The organism is uncultured Nostoc sp. (assembly GCF_964245445.1).
GTDB lineage: Bacteria > Cyanobacteriota > Cyanobacteriia > Cyanobacteriales > Nostocaceae > Nostoc.
The window spans coordinates 3,611-20,958 of sequence record NZ_CAXTNE010000045.1; the positions used below are offsets into that span (position 1 = coordinate 3,611).

Below are 17,348 nucleotides of genomic sequence, written 5' to 3' on the forward strand. Positions count from 1 at the left end.
GTGGTTGCCGTCGGCAACCACCACTTACCTCCTCATAATGATTATCATTATCTTGAAAATGTCAACTTATGATTTTTTCTGAGTAATTTATTCCTTGGAAGTCCCTAGGTGCAATTTATCTGGCTGCTTCTGTCATTTGGCTCAATTGATGACACGCCCTAGAACAACTCCCTACTTTAAAAATTAAAGCTCTAACTTCTTCTTCAAACACCTTTCTATCTAACAGCCCTCAAACTTTGGATGCCTTAATTTTATCTCTACAAGCTAGTAGAAGGCTGCACTCTGTTGGCTGGGGCGCACCAAGCATAGAGCCTGCGATTCTAAACAGTCTCCAACAAAGCTTACAGGCAGTAAAAGAGCATAGCCGCTTTGAAGGGCACAGTGCTCCAGTTATGGGAGCTAGTTTCAGCCCAGATGGTCGTATGGTTGCTTCAGCTAGTTGGGATGGAACTGTAAAATTATGGAATATTGAAGGAAAAGAACTACGAACTTTACGAGGTCACACAGCTGAAGTTTGGAATGCTGTTTTTAGTCCTGATGGAAAGACGGTTGCATCAGTTAGTTCCGACCACACAATCAAGTTATGGAGTGTAGAAGGACAGGAACTGCATACCTTAAAAGGTCATACTGCTGAAGTCTGGGAAGTTGCATTTAGCCCTAATGGAAAGTATGTTGCCTCGGCTGGATCTGATGGCGTTATCAAGCTCTGGAGTTTAGAGGGTAGGGAGTTACAAACCTTTCAAGGTCATAAGGGATGGATTTGGGGACTTAGTTTTAGCCCTGATGGGCAGACTTTGGCTTCTGGTAGTGCAGACAGCACAATTAAGCTGTGGAGCTTAGATGGCAAGGAGTTGCAAACATTCACAGGGCATCAAGATACAGTAACTGAAGTTATCTTCAGTCCTGACGGTCATAAAATTGCCTCATCCAGTAATGATGGAACTATTAAAGTTTGGACTTTGGATGGTCAAGAATTAAGAACTTTGCTTGGTACTCATGCTCAAATCTGGGATATCCATTTTAGCCCTGATAGTAAAATCCTAGCTGCCGTCAGTTCTGATAGTACAGTCAGGTTATGGAAACCGGATGAGCAAGAAGATGCGAAAATTCTTAAAACTACTGCTCAAATTTCTAGATTAAATTTTAGCCCTGATGGTCAATATTTACTGATGGGTGGCTGGGATCACACCATCAAGCTTTGGACAGTAAAAGATAGAGAGCAAAATTTGCAAATATTTCAAGCACATGATGCCCAAGTCACAGATGTGAACTTTAGTCCCGATGGTCAAACAATAGCTACTACTAGCTGGGATCGAACTATTAAGCTTTGGAACCGCAAAGGACAACAAATCAATATACTTAAGCAGGGAACAGATAAAAAAAGTTATGCAGTTTGGAGTATTAGCTTTAGTCCAGATAAGCATACCCTTGCTACAGTATTTTGGGATGGCAGTATCCTCCTTTGGAATTCTAATGGTCAACAACTACTTACAATCCCTGGACACGTTAGGCTTAAAACTAGTTTTAGCCCAAATGGTCAAACAATTATATCTACAGGACAGGATAATACTTTTAAACTTTGGAGTAGAGATGGTCAAGAACTTCAGACATTTGTTGGACATGAAGCTCCAGTAACAAGTGTTAAATTCAGTTCTGACGGTCAATTAATAGTCTCTGCCAGTGCAGATAGTAGCATTAAGCTCTGGCGTATTGATGGAAAATTATTGAAAACTTTCAAGGGTCATCAGGATGAAGTTACCAGTGTTAGCTTCAGTCCTAATAATCGATTAATAGCTTCAGCTAGTGCAGATAAAACAATCAGGCTCTGGAGTTTGAATGGGCAATAATTAACACGTATAAAAGGACATAATGATGTAGTTACAGAGGTTAACTTTAGCGTTGATGGCCAGATGCTTGCCTCAGCTAGTTGGGATGGAACTGTAAAACTTTGGAATCTCAAAGGCAAAGAAATCCGAACTATAGAAGGACATTCTGCTCCTGTAAATAGTGTGAAATTTAGTCCAGATGGTCAATTACTTGTATCTGCTGGTTTTGATCACCGGATGATTTTGCTCGATCTAAATACGCTGCCAGAATTGAGCTTGGGAAGTTTAACCCGACAAGCCTGTACTTGGTTGTTTGATTATTTGAGCAATAGTCTAAATGCGGACGCGAGGGAACGTAATTTTTGTAATACTATAATTAAAAACTCAAAAAAATATTTAATTGATACAAATAATATATTTGCTGAAGAAATCGGCGTAAGAAAAAACAATAAGCAGGATGCAATAGAGAATTCTGACCATAGATGAAAGCCTAAGTTATGAGCTTGTACTACAGAGGTAATTTGATCTCAGGCAGGCTGAAGCAAGTTTTAAAAGATAAAAGCTTAATTTTAACTTTATAAGTTTGATTTTTTCAGGTTTGACATCAAACAGTTTTATAAATTTAGAGGTAGATATGGAAATAATAGTAGATATAAATAAGAAATGGAAAGATGGAGTAATACTGTTTATAAATTAAGACTAATAAGTGTAAAATATTTGATTTACACAAGGTTGAAGATATTTAATAGGAAAAAAAGATGGTAAAAAATCCTCCAAATCTTCCACTATCTCTTATGAGATTAAATGATGTAAACTTCCCCCTTTTACTTAAAATAAAAGAGGGAAGTTTACCTCCTGATTTACAGGGACATATGTTCATTGTGGCTCCTGTTGGAACTCTTAGCGATCCCTATGGTACTGGTATTCCTTTACTAAATGGAACTGGTAAAATTTATCGCATTGACTTCAACAAGCAAGGAGAAAAGTCAGAACCTGGCAAAGCTTTCATCTTAGCAAAAGATACGAAAACTCCTTGCTATTATGCCGATCGCATTACCAATACACAATCAAACGAAATTTGGAAATTTAGGGATTTTGGTATAGCGCGGATTTCTCCTAGACTGGGCTTATACAATCAAATTAATACGGGTCTACAGCCATTTCGCTTTCCCACTGACGAGCAAGATCGTTTATTAGTCACTTGGGATGTAGGTCGTCCTTATGAAGTTGATCCTTTGACCCTTGAGTTGATCACTCCCATTGGTGCTGTTGATAACTGGGTTCAGCCTGATGATATGAGCTTCTGGCCCTTTCCATTTATCTTTAGCACCGCGCATCCCGTCTTCGATCCAATTGATCGCCGAGAGCTCTTTACTGTTCAATATGCAGGAATGTCAGAACGTATTTTAAGAGCCATTCGCTATTATGAGACAAAAACAGCCGAAACTCGGCAAAAATTGCGGCAGCAAGTCGAGCCAGAACTTAGACGACTGCAACAAGATGTTACGGAAGAAGAAATAAATAAACATGAAGATTACAAGCACCTGATTGCTTTAAATCTTCTAAATCTAATGTATCCAAATGTGTTCTCTGATTTAGATTCAGCAGAAGTCGATGTCGTTAAAGACCTTAGAAAGGCTGTTGACATAATTAAAGCAGATGCTGTAACAAGAACAAATAGTACTAATCATAGAATAAAATCTCTCATAAACGAAGCTGAAACAAAAGAACAATCTCTAGATAAAGAGTTTGGTTTGCGTAAGGATCATTCAACGTATCTAATTCGTTGGAATGGTAACAAAGATTTAAAAAAATGGAAAGTAGAATACATCGATGGCGCTGAGATAAAACCTGTAAAAATTCAGCAAACTATCCATCAGATGGGACTTAGCAAAGATTACATTGTCCTGATTGATACTGCTTTTAAACTAAGTATTGATGGAGTTTTCTACAGCCCTGAAGAACTGGCAGAGTGTACTAGGCCCATATTCGGTAAACCTCAGTTAGATAAGACGATTCTGTACATTATTAATCGTGCCGATCTCAATAATGATTTTGAAACAGTAACGGCTAAACGCATTACCATTCCCAGAGAAACAGGACACTTCTTGCTTAACTACGAGAATCCTGATAATCAGATTACATTGCATGTCGCTCATATGTGTGCCTCAGATTCAGCGGAATGGTTGCGGAAATTTGATAGACCTCCTGCTGGACTAGATGTCATCCTTGATGGGTTTAAAGGCGCACTATCGGGTGGTCCAACTGATATTAACTATGCAGGACGTTATGTGATTGATGCTAAAACTGGAGTTATATTGAAAAAGCAGGGCGATGGAGAGCAAAGTGATGGAGAGAGAGTTTACGGGGATCAAACTTGGGGTTTAGCTCTCTATACTCACTATGGAGCATTCTCTGCTATCTGGGATGGGGCAGCACCAAAAACTATAGATACTCTATACTGGATTTCTTGGGGATGTACCAATTTGCAAACTAAATATGTACATGATCTTTACAAGGATTATAAATATCGAACAATTCCTCTTGAGGATGTGATTAACATAGCCTCAAACCCAGGGAAACCAGCAGCATCTCTACCCAGTCTGTTTAAACTGCAAACTCGACCTGATAAAAAACTTGAAATCGATCAAGACTTTTATTCATTTCCTCCGAAATGCACGGTTAATTCACCTCAGTTTATTCCCCGTAATAGTAATACAGAATCTTCGACATCTGGTTACATTGTCTGCATTGTAATTTCTGATTTATCTGAGAATAACGTGTCTACGGGTGATGAAATCTGGATTTTTAAGGCTGAGAGTTTAAAACAAGGACCAATTTGTAAACTGAGTCATCCAGACTTAAACTTTGGCTTTAGCTTGCATACTGCTTGGTTACCTAATGTCCAGAAACTGGATCCAACTAAGCTCGGTAACATTATAAAAGTTAAAGATGATTTTTTTCAGCGCGTTGAGAGACAAAATGACGATAGTATTAAATCATTGTTTGAGGAAATTTATAAGGAATTTGCTCCCTAGCTCAGAATTTTCAGTATTGCTAAATCAAGTAATGCATTAGCCCTCTTCTAAGAAACAGAAATGTTTCTTTACATTCATTGGGAATGCGATCACTTTCCTCGGACGCTTTTGTCACTCTAGGCAGAGGAAAAATAGAAAACAGCGTTGTTTAGGTAAACAAAAATTGCGTATATTGTACGCGAACACTACTTTTTTGTCCAAAGTCCAATATTTTTGCACATTTGGGATGCTCTTCGTAAATTGGCAAAGGTATTGGTCTATATTAGATTTTTTCTAGTGGCTAATAAACGCTCTCGAAAATACTGACGATACAAATCACAGCGTGGTATTACATAATTGCCTTCCTTCTTTACCAGACCCATACTGTATAACTTAAATGCCACTGTTGGCTTTAATTCAACAGGTCTGTTTGTAGTAACTACTTCGCTGAAAAGTGCACCTAACTCTGGATACTGTTCCAAATTCCACAAATGGCGACGCAAATGGTCATTATAAGGTCCAGCTTCCGTGGCGGCTGTTTGCAACAATTGTAAGAGTGTGATCTCGTTATGAGCGATGTGATACATAGCTAATCGTACTAAATATGGATGTCCACCCACTAAATTCATTAATTCTTCGACATGAGCAAACTTCCAATCTAATTTATGCCGCTGTGCTAAATATGTTACCTGCTCCTGATTAAACTCTGGTAACTCAATTGCTAGTCCCACGTTAAAAGGTGATTGATTGATGTTCATGGGAATATAAACTTCTGTGGAATGTACCACTACTAATCGAAGTTTTTTCCATATGTCGCTACTGCTATTGCCATATTTCGCTTTTTCATACCAAGCACGCAGCAGACCAAAAAAGTCGTTAGCAATTTCTGGTTGCGAAAAAATTCGATCAACTTCATCTAAACCAATAACTACAGAGCTGTCAGCTTCTGCCAATAAATAATCTTCAAAGTAAGTAGTGCTGCTACAGCTGCTACCTAAAATATCGTCCCAAAATTCAGGCAATCGATTTGGCAAGCGCAAACTCTGCCCAACGCAGGCACAAAACCAGCGTAAAAATTTATTTAAACTAGTGAAAACTTCAGATGAGGCTAGCTGAAAACTCAGCGGAATTGTGCGATAGTTATGCTCTCTTGCTTGATACAAAATCCGTGCCATCAACGAAGTCTTTCCCATCTGTCTAGGCGCTTTAATACGGATCAGGGCACCTGGTTGCAAAACCTCCTTGTAACAGCGAGTTTCGATTGGAGGACGTTCTACATAAAAGGCAGAAGCAAGTTGAACTTGACCCACAGGCAGTTCTGGTTCTGCTACTGGAAAGGGACGTTCTTCTGAAATTGCTACAATAGAGAATACGGTTGTCGGTACTTTCAAAAGTCTACTTGCTACTTGTGTTTGGTCTTCTGAGAGTAGGCTGATAACTGCTTGAACAAGTATTGAAGTATCGGCAGGCTTTCTCCACTTCCAGGCTTGAATACCTTCCAGGTAACCGCGCAGATCGTGGTTTAGTGCTATACCTTCACCAATACAGATGGGTAGAATAGCTGGTTTGTTCTTGAGTCTAGCAGCATGTAACTCCCTAGCCCGTTGAATTCCTTCAATGACCATTTCGCTAACAGCTGCTTGAGGAGATAACAAGAATACTAAGCATTCACAATGCTCTAGTTGTTCATCAAAGCGATACCGCCAGTCTGCTTCACTCTCGTTGCCTAAAAACACTTGTTTTCCAGATGCTTTCAAGCCTTCAGCCAATTGCTGAACTAAACTAAAGTCTGGCTCTTGGGTGCAGTAGCTAATGAAAATTCTAGCGCTATCTACCTTCTCAGTCTGCAAATGAGTTGTGATTTGTCTTGGCTGTAAGTTTCCTTGAGGAGGATACCACTCATGGGAAACGACAATGTCTGTTGGTGTCAAATCCAAAGCAAGAGCAATTTTCTCGATCGCATCTCTCTGGACTTTGTATCCCCAGTGAGGATTAAGTAGTCGCTTGACTTGATCAACACTCACGTTTGCTTGGGTAGCAAGCTCTTCTTGAATATAGCTTTTCTCATTCATTCTTACTTGTAGCTTTTTTACGCCTTCATCACTAGCGAAAAAACCACGGCGTCTACTTTTCTGAGTCATTGGTAATAGCCCATTTTAGATTCTAAGTTTTGGAACTTAATTAAGTATAGGTAATTATATTGAAGAAGGCAGAAGGCAGAGGGCAGAAGGCAGAAGGAACAAGTCAAAAGGGGATTCAGACCCCTCCTGACTTGGAGCCACTGAACAAGAGTTCAGTGGGGGTCTTAAACCCTTGTTCCCTACGGTCACAGCAGAGGACAGGAAGCAGTATTCCTTCTGCCTTCTGCCTCCTGCCCTCTGCCTTTCCCGATAACCGTCATCACTGAAAATAAATGATTTTAATAACCGCATTTAACTGCCCTTTTATTCGCCTTTATCTGCATTAATTTGCTCTGTTTTATTCATATATTACTTGGCTATTATTCTGAATATAAGAGCGAAGTGGCACTATTCCTCACATTTGAAATCACTACCAATATTATATTTGGGCGATGAATAATAGCGGTACAAATTGAGGTCAACTAGTCATGACATGTAGAGGCTGTAGGTCTTCTTATATCCGTAAGAACGGTAAGAAGCTGAGGTTTTAGGTGTCCGCTGTAGGCGATCGCTCCTTGAGAAAAGTGAAATAAGACAAGCGTGACTGAGCACTTTACAAATTTAGAGGACTTATGGCTAACCAAAATGTCAATTTGCAATCTAAATTACTTGAAAAACTGAACGTTTTTTCTAAATTGTCAGTAAAGTTAGTATTTCTAAGTTTGCTTACAGTTTTGTACTTATTTGTTCCTATTTCAGCAGCTAGCGCTCAAAACACCAGTACTGACCCTGCTTACCCTGTATGTTACTTTGCAGCTTCTGATGGTGGTAGAACGTGGGAATGGGGACTAAAGACAAATAGCCCAAAAGATTGGCTTAAATTGGACGGTGACTGGGAAAGAAATCCGGATACTAAAGTCTGAAAGTTTAAAACGAAAACACCTAAATCTGATGTTGAACGCAGTTGTGAAAATGCAAGAGTATCCAATAACCTTGATGGATATAATAGACAAGCAATATATGCGGCTGTAAGTAACAAAGGAAACAATTATGAACTTGTTTTTCAGTAATTGCTTAGAGGGTGTTTGAAAAGTTTTGAGGGGTCAAATTTTATGCCCGTCGCCTCACCATGATCCGGATCATGGCAAGGTAAATAAACGTCTCTGATGTTTGCGGCAGAAGTTAACATCACCGTGCCAATCCAAGAAAATAGTACGCTAAGAAAATTTCAAGTGCCTGAAACGACGATTTTTCGTTAAAACTTGATCAAAACTAGCTGCATAATCATAGTTTTTTCACCAAAATAATGGTAGAAATTACGTCTTGAAAAGCTTGTCCCATCTTGATTTCAGCCTTAGCGTACAAATTTCCCGTTTTGGCGCGGTGATGCCTATTATTGCTCCGTCTCGAAACTAAAAAACATTACCTAAAAGGAGACAAACTAGGCAAAGTTATGATTTGTATTTCTTATCAATTAACCCTAAAAAATGACCGATTTTTACAAGACCTTACAAGGCTGCACTTGGCGACATGAACCTTCTATTTTCGCCATAATCAACAGGTAAGTATTTGATATTATAAAAAGCCTATTAACACAGGATTTGTGCTTATATTAGTGCTATTCGGTTGAAACTAGTTGTTATAATTACTGCTTTATTGGTATTAAAAATGACATATACTGCAATGAATTGTGTTGTATTTAAATAGAACATGAACTCAACTGCAATAGTACAAAATAACCAACGCCGAAAAGTGGCTACTATACTTGCTATGGCTACCCAATAGCAGTTAATAAAAATGTGGTTTCATATTTAGTTTTTTTGAGGAAATTATTAGAATGCAAACGAAGGAAACATCTTTAACTCTGTTAGCTGTGACATTTTTTTTAGTGAGTTGTGGAACAACTGGAGCAGATATTAAAGCAGCACAAGAGCTTGCTAAACTGCGCGGTCAAGCAATAACTATTTTTCCGGAAATGGCTAATGATGTTTATCAGTCCTGTCGCCGCACAGCCGAACTTAGCCTATTAAATATTCCTACAGAAAATTTCGGAGAAATTGACAAAGATCGAAAAGGCGCTAGAGAAATTTGTAAAGGAAATCCGGCAGCAGCAAGCCAGTCTTTAAACGACGTTAATGCATTGATTTTGGACTATTTAGACGCTTTAGGAAAACTTGCATCAGATAATATTATTAATTATGATAAAAATTTAGATGAAATTAACAATTCTCTGAGAAGTCTACCAGGGTTGACTCAGGAAGAACAAAAAAATGCCGTCGATGCAGGTACAGAAATCGCTAAGTTTCTTTTCCGAATTGCTACAGAAGCTTATCGTCGCGATCAGTTAAAAAGTGTAATCATTGGAACTAATGATTACTTACAAACTTTAAGCACTGCTCTGGAGAAAGCAGTTACAAAAGGCTATATAAATGGTGTCTTAGAAAATGAGCAAGCTGCTTTAGATAATTATTATCGGTATTACTTGGGTCGAATCTTGAGTGCACCACAAACCGAAAGTGTATCTGCACAAACCACTACAGAACATACATTTGATCAAGATTGGAAAAAAGCTAACAGTAGTATTGAAGCCAAAAAAGATTTCGCCAAAGACTATTTATTCCTTCTGAAAAATATAGCTGCTGATCATCAAAAGTTAAAAGGGATGTATGTCACAGGAGAAGAACCATCTCCTACTTTAGTCAAAGAAATGGTTAATGGATACACGAAAGACTTGAAATCCCTTACGAAAAAATCTGAAATATTGTTCCCCAAAAAATAACTTTATAATTTAAGGAAACCTCAGATGACTACTAAACTGACACCAGATGAGTTATTTGATCATGCTGAACAGCACCGTCAAGTATCACAAAAATTGATGACTCAAAGAACAAACTTGCAAGCGAAACATCAAGGTTTTATTAATACAGGTGCTTCTTTAGAAAAAATAAATCAAATTAAAGAAAATATTCAAGAAAGAAATTCAAAAATTACCCAGGAGATACTTAAGGCACAAGAGCTAGATACACAAGGCATGAGAGATATATTAGTAGAAACAGATTTACAGAATGCTAAAATAGAAATTGACAAAGCAACTAAAAAAGTGTTAGAAGCAGTTGAAAATCTCGATGATATCCGGAAAAGCCTCCAATTCGTCGATTTGTTTATTCGTTTAGGAGGCGCTATTGTAAATGCGACCATCACAGGTAATCCTGCTGCTCAAATTAAGGCGATAGTCAAAGCTATAGATGCATTATAGAAATCCTAAATCATATGTGAAAAATACATTACTACATATATTTCAAAAATCAAATAGGAATCCTATATCTAGCTACTGGAGTTTAGACTAGTTCCCGGTGCGAAACTGTTGAGCAAATCAGATATAAAACTTTGTTAATAATCAATAGTTACATATGCCAAGTATTGATTATTAACAAAGCTAATTTTACCTATCCTCCCGCTACTTTTGATACTGTAGCATTTAATTACACTCAAGTTTAATAGATGGTAATAACTTCAAACAAAAACGTGATAGTTTATTTTCTTTTTAAGAGTTTCTCGACTAATAATAGTTAGATTATAAGCAATAATTCCTGACGGGGCGACAAAAAAGGCTAGGATGCGGATAAAATAAGCTCCATAACCCTGAGACCCCGTTGATAATACTTGCATTTATTGCGATTTAGTTTCATTAAATCCGTAAGTAAATTCTTGACATGGTTCCAAAAAATTGACCCAGGTTTGACCATATAAGCCAATAAAAAAGCTGCTATGCCGCCTTGCAGTACGTCCATATTCTTTAACACGACCAACATATTTTTGGACACCTTTACGTTTAATTTGTTGTCCAGAGATCGTGGCAGAAGTGTAGGCGATCGCTATCAATAAAATGAGAGATATTAACCGCCGCAGGCATCGCTCATTTACCCATGACGATCAATCCCAGTCAGTCCAATGGCAAATCAGAATACGTACCAACAATGGCGATCGCTATTAGCCTGTAGAAATCAACCGAACTATAAATATCTATTCTATCTTTAATGCATTAAATGTATGTGTTGTCAATCAAATTTGAGATTCGCTTACCCTGAACCTCTAAATAGAAGGGGTTTCAAGTGATGAAATCTTATCAGTTGAGAACTCTATTAAATATTAGAAAATAAAATGGTCAGTATTTTAGTAATTGATGCTGAAACTAAAACTAAAAACCTCTTAATGGAATGCTTGCAAACAGCAGGTTTTGAGGTAGTTGGCACAGATAATGATATTATTCATGTTCAACTAGTACAGGAGAAATTGTCTACTATTGAAGTAAGTACAAAATCAAATACTCAAGAGTCTATATTTCCATCTATTCCCCGACTGCGTGAGGTCTTCGAGTTCATTGAATTAAATTATCATCAACCTATTAACTTGAAACAAACAGCTCAAGCAGTCGGTTATTCATCAGCTTATTTAACCGATATAGTACGAAGACTTACTGGAAAAACGGTCAATGATTGGATTATCTCGCGTCGGTTGACCCAAGCAAGAGCTTTACTATTGTCAACTGAAGAGTCTGTTAATCAGATTGCTTTACAAGTAGGCTATCAAAATATTAATCATTTTTATTGCCAGTTTCGTGACTACCATCAAAATACTCCTCATGCTTGGAGAAAGGCACAGCGTTGCAAACTTATTCAAAACTAAAGATTGCAAACATCATAACAGCATAAGGCTAAATAAGTCTTAAATTTTAGATTTACCGAGTATGAAGACAAAGGAGCAGTAGTAGTGTGTAATGGTCACTTACTGCTGCTTATTTCTAGAAGGCTTTCACATTAATACAATCTAAAAATAATTAATTATTAATTATCTAATTCCCGAAAAATAGTTAATTAACAATCCATTCTCTCAAAGCTATTATTGATGTAAGTAAGGAAATAAAGAAAGAGTTAGTCAACAAGCTAACCCTTAAATTCCTCACCAAACTACTTAGTTTTTAAAGGAAAATATCATGGCATTGTACAAAGTCGAAAGCGAATTCTTGTTAATGCTGCGTAAGTCTTAACTCTATAAGGATGCTTCCACCCTAAGTTACAGAACTTTATTCATCAATTTGAGGTATTATTATGTCTCAATTTCTCGGCGCCGCCTTTCAACCTTATGTAGGTCACTGGATAAGAACATCTCCAAACGCTACAACTCCTCTGTGGAATTCTTACAGTCAGCAAGATATTGTAAAGATGTTGGAGGTGATTGCATCTCAATTTTCTAAAATTAGCACTTATAGTATGGGGTATGCTGGATATTACCCACCAACAACTCCTTGGAATCAAGTTGATTCTAACTGTCATATAGCAGGCGCCGTTGCCCAGTTAAATAAGCGTCGTGGTCAAGTTGTGATTGAAGTTGCTCAGGGTATTTACCAGCAGTCAGATGCAGCACTGCAACAAGTAGAAATTGAAGCGGCATTAAGAGCAGCTAAAGAAGCAAACGCGGTGTTTCATAACACGGTAACTTCATTCGTTTTTACTAATGAATATATTGTTGACGCACAAACAACTAATGCAGTCAACGCCATGATTCTGGCTAATAAGCAGAAGGCTCATAACCTTAATATCAAAGTTGGTGTTCGCTCAAATCTGTTTGAAAAGATTACCGATTCAAACAGTTCATTTTACAAAGAGCTTAAGACACTAATCCAAAACTGCGATTTTATTCAGTGCAATCTTTATCCTGATAAAAATGCGCCTACTCCCAAGACGGTGTGAATGGTGTGAGTCAAGCATTCAATAGGATTAAATCAGCAGTTGCTCCAATTAACTCAAAATGTGAGGTGATGATTGGTGAGACTGGGTGGCCTTCAAGGGGAATTAGCTTCAATAATACAGACAATAACGTCAATAATCTCTTGAAATACTTTGAAGCAATCAATAAGTGGGCATCAGAGCAACGTGTAGTTACTTACTTGTTTGAGGCAATTGATGAACCTTGGAAAAGCAACCCAAACAAGCAAGACCCTCCTTGGCAAGGAGTTAATGGCGCCGAGGGACACTATGGTCTCTGGTATCTCGATAACTCTGGTAATTATACACGGAAGCATGTATAACAAAATAATTTTTTATAGCATTTGTTTGGAGTTCATTTATGTCTTGTATACGTGGAAGTTCATACATTATTAAGCATGGAGATTTGCTTTCTACAATTGCCCAACAGCAATTAGGTAATAAGAACCGATGGCGTGAAATTCTTAAACCAGATGGTGCCGCATTTACAGAGCAAGAAGCTTCTAATTTACAAGTGGGTCAAGAAGTTTGTATTCCAATTTCTACTCCTGTACCTCTTCCCTCTGGTAATCCAATAAATCTAGAAGCCAGATTTTACAGTATGGAGGAGACTAACTGCCATCCACCTGCTTCTGGTGTACATGGAGTGACATTGAAAGCAGCACTTGCAGGTCAGTTACAGTCAAGATGCCAAGGTCAGAGTGTAGGACGTTTACAGTGTGCAGTAGACCCAAAAGTAATTCCCTTGTTAACAAATTTTACTTTAGTGCTTTGGGATGGTACACGAGTACCTGCCGCTGCCCTAGATATCGGAACGGCAATTATAGGTAACAAGATTGATATCTTTGTCGATAACGTTACTGAAGCAATCAATCTAGGTGTAAAGTCTGTTACCGCAATTTTGTAATTGAATTGTAATTTCTTTCCTTTCAACACATTCAGTCAAAATTCGCCACGAAACTAAAATTTCAAGGAAAACCGAAATGAAATTTTCATTTTTCAATAATACAAAGCAAAAATATCACTCCGATCAAATTTACTTTGTAATTACTGGTCTAAATGCATCACATCAAACTTGTCACCTCGATAAAAACGGCGTCTTAATTCCATGTAAGGTTAGCGATAATGATGCACCAGGTCATCTAACTAAAAATGGGGAAAGTTGGTGTAATTATTTACATAAAACAAGTGATGTTCCTCAAATAGAAGTTCCGCAGATGGATTCAGGTAGAGCTTACATTAGCCTAGGTTCACCGCTATATTTAAAAGTCAGTAAGGACAATACCCTTATTCAACCGAATACGGCTAATAAATCTGATCCCAATATAGATGTTTACTATGATTGGTTAGAGTTTACCATTGATGGTGGTGGTTTTCACGGTAATACTACTCAAGTAGATCAATTTGGATTTCCGATGGTGATTGAATTAATTACATCTGATAAACCCAAAAAAGCTGGCATAACTGAATCAAGGAGTGTTTTATTTGATAAATATTCTAGTAATGTGCCAGAAGAGTTTAAATCTTTGGTTCAGAAACCATACAGAATAATATCGCCATTTAAAGGTGATTTTAACGACGGTGGTAGTCAAGCAAAATACTTCGACAATTATATTCGCGAGATGTGGCAATATTACACGTCAAATAAACTTGAACTGACAATGCCACAGGGAAAATTTATTGGAAAAGTAGAAAATAACGTTTTCACTTTTACTAAAACCGATTCACCTAATGTCAAATATACAATACACTATCCTAAATCTTCAGAAGTTTTTAGATGTGATGGAGTATTTGCGACAGGTGATCCGATCCAATTAGCAATTCAAGCTCAAATTAGCGCCATGTTTAACAGGCACATAGTAAAGAATCCAGCAAATAAGTGTAATCCTTCGGAATTCTATAAAAATGCTCCAGCTAATTACTATGCTCAATTCTGGCATCTTCATAGCATAGACAACAAAGCTTACGGATTCCCTTTTGATGATGTTTGTGAGCAAAGTTCTTTAATTGAACATCCAAATTCTCGAGAATTGAAGGTAACTATTAGTTGGGATTAAGATATCCACTTTCTGTTTGGTTAAGTGCATAATTTGATTTCACTTATACCTATATAAAAAGTAGAAATAAAATTATGTTTTCTTGGTTCAAAAATTAGCAATTTCAGGTATTTTATGTTTAAAATGGCACACACTACATACGCAAAGTTTTGTCAATGCGTAAGTTCTAATTTAATCAAACAATCTAAACGTGTAGTCCTGAGTCTAATAACAATATTAATGAGCTTCTGTTTCTTTGTTGTATCAGCTTCGGAAGCTCGCGCGGACGGTCGCTTTAGTAATCTTTGCCAGCGTGCTTATATGACTGGAAATCAAACATTAACGGTATATTGTAAAAGTAGTTCTGGAGGCGAATCGGGGCAATATCTGAATTTGGGACGATATATTACAAATAATGATGGTACATTGGCATGGAAAAGTGAAGGAAATTATCAAGATTCTTGTACCAATACTTTTCTTGAGAAAGATAATCACACAATCAAGAGTTCTTGTAAAAAAATAGACGGGTCTGTAGTTAATTCGCAGTTAGATTTAGACAAAAATCTTGTGGTTGATGATGATGGAATCATAAACTATTAAAGACAAAAAAATAGTCATTTGAATTCCAATCAGATGTAAAAATCAAGCTTCTAATTTGAAAAAGGGGAAATTTATGAGTTGTAAAACAGGTAGTTCATACATAATCAAGACCGGAGATACGCTTTCTAGCGTTGCCCAACAACAGTTGCATAATAGTGACCGTTGGCATGAAATTCTGAAACCAGATGGCACTTCATTCAAGGAAGAAGATGCTAGTAAATTACAAATAGGTCAGGAAGTATGCATTCCTCACTCTGGTAATGGAAGCACAGGTGGAAGTACAGGTGATGGTTTTGCAAATATAGTGTCTCGTCAAACTTTTGAGACTATGTTTCCCAACCGTAATCAATTTTACACTTATGAAAGTCTGATTGCGGCAACTCAAAAGTACCCGCAGTTCTGCAACGAGGGTTCGTTGGAGCAACGTAAACGCGAGGCAGCTGCATTTCTAGCTAATGTTTCTCACGAGACGGGGGGTCTACAATACATTGAAGAGCAAAACCCGCAAAGCAATTACTGTCAGGCGAACACTACATATCCATGCGCGGCGGGCAAAAACTATCATGGTCGTGGACCAATCCAATTGTCGTGGAACTATAACTACGGTGCATGCGGACAAGCCATTGGAAAGGATGTGCTTAACAATCCTGAACTGGTTTCAACGGATAGTGCCATTTCCTTCATGACAGCACTGTGGTTCTGGATGACTCCCCAACCACCAAAAACATCGTGCCACAATGCTATCAACACGTCTGGTTTCGGAATGACCATCAACATCATCAACGGCGGCATCGAATGTGGCAAAGGACAGCCAACTTCACAAGCTCAACACAGAATACAACTCTATCAACAGTTTACCGGGATGTTAGGTGTTACCCCAGGCGAGAACCTTTCTTGCTAAGGAGTTTAGATTTCCCACTTCTCCAAGAAGTTGGGAATCTAAACACGCTACTTAATTCTTCAAAGGAGGCATTATCAACTATGGCATATACTCTTCAAGATAGTTGGATTGGAAATCAGTTCATCAACGGGAATGAAAAAGGTGACAAATGGAGTTTTTTCGACCAGGACGACCCAACCCACGGCTATGTAAAATACGGGAAGTGGGGCGAGCTCATCAATATTGTCGATGGAAACAAAATTAAAATCGACGTTGAATCGGAGGGCTACAACCCTGAAGAGAAACGCCAAAGAAAGGCAATCCGTATTTACACAGATAAAAAGTATAATGGAGGGCTGTTCATTATCAATTTAGACCACATACCTGAAGGAATGGCGGTATGGCCAGCAATATGGCTAGTTGGAACTGGATCTACATGGCCTGAAAAGGGAGAAATCGACATCATCGAAGGAGTCAACTCGACACCCTCTGCGAACAACAGCAACCAGTCAACATTGCACACCAGAAACGGATGTGTCCAGAACATCCCAAATATTTTGAATTCCGACTGCAACGCTAACAACGCTTTCACGGGATGTGGCATCATGGCACCCGAAAACTCTTTCGGCCACGGATTCAACGAGAACGGCGGCGGAGCATACGCTTGCGAGTGGCTCTACGACCAGACAATCAAAATTTGGTTTTGGAAGCGTGCTGACATCCCTGCGAATGTGCTTGGAGATTCACCTGACCCGAATACATGGGGAAACCCTTACATCAGCTTCAATCCGTGTCCCGGATATTTCAAAGACATGGAGATGGTCATCAATATGACCTTGTGTGGAGACTGGGCGGGCAATGTTTTCCCTGGAGGATTAGAAAAATGCGGTGGCTACCTTTGGGACACAAAAAATAATCCCAAATTACGAGACGCATATTTCCTCATCCGAAGTATAAGAATCTTCACGTAAAAAACAAACTAATCGCTTGATTCAATTGATCTGAGAGTTTTTCGTTCACACAACATCACTTCTTAAAGTAGAAGGAATTTCAAATGTAATCCATATAGCTAATGGCAATCCTGTAATTGCTTCAGTTTTGCCG

15 protein-coding genes and 1 pseudogene are annotated in these 17,348 nt (G+C 38.1%); 14 read left to right on the plus strand and 2 right to left on the minus strand.

Going from position 1 to position 17,348, the window contains the following annotated elements:
• Positions 1-236 precede the first annotated feature (236 nt).
• From ACFE90_RS10680 to ACFE90_RS10690, 3 genes are all read left to right on the plus strand, one after another.
• Positions 237-1,847 carry a WD40 repeat domain-containing protein gene (locus tag ACFE90_RS10680; protein WP_375500252.1) on the plus strand — a complete coding sequence of 537 codons (1,611 nt, stop codon included), beginning with the start codon at positions 237-239 and terminating at the stop codon, positions 1,845-1,847.
• A 9-nt stretch (positions 1,848-1,856) separates the two neighbouring features.
• Positions 1,857-2,312: a WD40 repeat domain-containing protein gene (locus ACFE90_RS10685; RefSeq protein WP_375500310.1), complete on the plus strand. Its 456-nt coding sequence runs from the start codon at positions 1,857-1,859 to the stop codon at positions 2,310-2,312.
• Positions 2,313-2,584: 272 nt separating this feature from the next.
• The gene (locus ACFE90_RS10690) at positions 2,585-4,864 is read left to right on the plus strand and encodes a carotenoid oxygenase family protein (RefSeq protein WP_375500254.1); all 2,280 of its coding nucleotides are present in this window, start codon (positions 2,585-2,587) and stop codon (positions 4,862-4,864) included.
• Between the two features lie 257 nt (positions 4,865-5,121).
• On the opposite strand, the gene ACFE90_RS10695 is transcribed toward ACFE90_RS10690, so the two are convergent.
• Positions 5,122-6,984 carry an AAA-like domain-containing protein gene (locus tag ACFE90_RS10695; protein WP_375500256.1) on the minus strand — a complete coding sequence of 621 codons (1,863 nt, stop codon included), beginning with the start codon at positions 6,982-6,984 and terminating at the stop codon, positions 5,122-5,124.
• A gap of 611 nt (positions 6,985-7,595) precedes the next feature.
• On the opposite strand from ACFE90_RS10695, the gene ACFE90_RS10700 reads away from it, so the two are divergent.
• The 3 genes from ACFE90_RS10700 to ACFE90_RS10710 all read left to right on the plus strand — a co-directional run bounded on the left by ACFE90_RS10700 (position 7,596) and on the right by ACFE90_RS10710 (position 10,219).
• Positions 7,596-7,886, plus strand: coding sequence for a hypothetical protein (locus ACFE90_RS10700; RefSeq protein ID WP_375500258.1), 291 nt, complete (start codon positions 7,596-7,598; stop codon positions 7,884-7,886).
• Between the two features lie 914 nt (positions 7,887-8,800).
• Complete coding sequence (locus ACFE90_RS10705) at positions 8,801-9,742, plus strand: hypothetical protein (protein ID WP_375500260.1); 942 nt, start codon at positions 8,801-8,803, stop codon at positions 9,740-9,742.
• A 24-nt stretch (positions 9,743-9,766) separates the two neighbouring features.
• On the plus strand, positions 9,767-10,219 hold the full coding sequence (locus ACFE90_RS10710) for a hypothetical protein (RefSeq protein ID WP_375500262.1): 453 nt from the start codon (positions 9,767-9,769) through the stop codon (positions 10,217-10,219).
• A 355-nt stretch (positions 10,220-10,574) separates the two neighbouring features.
• On the opposite strand, the pseudogene ACFE90_RS10715 reads toward ACFE90_RS10710, so the two are convergent.
• A pseudogene (locus tag ACFE90_RS10715) lies at positions 10,575-10,866 on the minus strand (IS4 family transposase); the annotation flags it as partial.
• Positions 10,867-11,124: 258 nt separating this feature from the next.
• Between ACFE90_RS10715 and ACFE90_RS10720 the strand changes: the two are divergent.
• The 8 genes from ACFE90_RS10720 (at position 11,125) to ACFE90_RS10755 (ending at position 17,215) form a co-directional block, all read left to right on the plus strand.
• Positions 11,125-11,649 (plus strand): helix-turn-helix transcriptional regulator, encoded by a 525-nt coding sequence (locus ACFE90_RS10720; protein ID WP_375500264.1) that lies wholly within the window; start codon positions 11,125-11,127, stop codon positions 11,647-11,649.
• Between the two features lie 422 nt (positions 11,650-12,071).
• On the plus strand, positions 12,072-12,713 hold the full coding sequence (locus ACFE90_RS10725) for a hypothetical protein (RefSeq protein ID WP_375500266.1): 642 nt from the start codon (positions 12,072-12,074) through the stop codon (positions 12,711-12,713).
• A 5-nt stretch (positions 12,714-12,718) separates the two neighbouring features.
• Positions 12,719-13,051 (plus strand): glycosyl hydrolase family 17 protein, encoded by a 333-nt coding sequence (locus ACFE90_RS10730; protein ID WP_375500268.1) that lies wholly within the window; start codon positions 12,719-12,721, stop codon positions 13,049-13,051.
• Between the two features lie 38 nt (positions 13,052-13,089).
• Positions 13,090-13,635, plus strand: a complete 546-nt coding sequence (locus tag ACFE90_RS10735) for a 3D domain-containing protein (RefSeq protein ID WP_375500270.1) — start codon at positions 13,090-13,092, stop codon at positions 13,633-13,635.
• A 76-nt stretch (positions 13,636-13,711) separates the two neighbouring features.
• Positions 13,712-14,785 carry a glycoside hydrolase family 64 protein gene (locus ACFE90_RS10740; protein WP_375500272.1) on the plus strand — a complete coding sequence of 358 codons (1,074 nt, stop codon included), beginning with the start codon at positions 13,712-13,714 and terminating at the stop codon, positions 14,783-14,785.
• A gap of 219 nt (positions 14,786-15,004) precedes the next feature.
• Complete coding sequence (locus ACFE90_RS10745; RefSeq protein ID WP_375500274.1) at positions 15,005-15,364, plus strand: CVNH domain-containing protein; 360 nt, start codon at positions 15,005-15,007, stop codon at positions 15,362-15,364.
• 73 nt (positions 15,365-15,437) lie between these two features.
• Positions 15,438-16,265, plus strand: coding sequence for a glycoside hydrolase family 19 protein (locus tag ACFE90_RS10750; protein ID WP_375500276.1), 828 nt, complete (start codon positions 15,438-15,440; stop codon positions 16,263-16,265).
• 80 nt (positions 16,266-16,345) lie between these two features.
• A complete protein-coding gene (locus tag ACFE90_RS10755) occupies positions 16,346-17,215 on the plus strand; it encodes a hypothetical protein (protein ID WP_375500278.1) in 870 nt (289 codons plus the stop codon).
• The last annotated feature ends 133 nt before the right edge of the window (positions 17,216-17,348 follow it).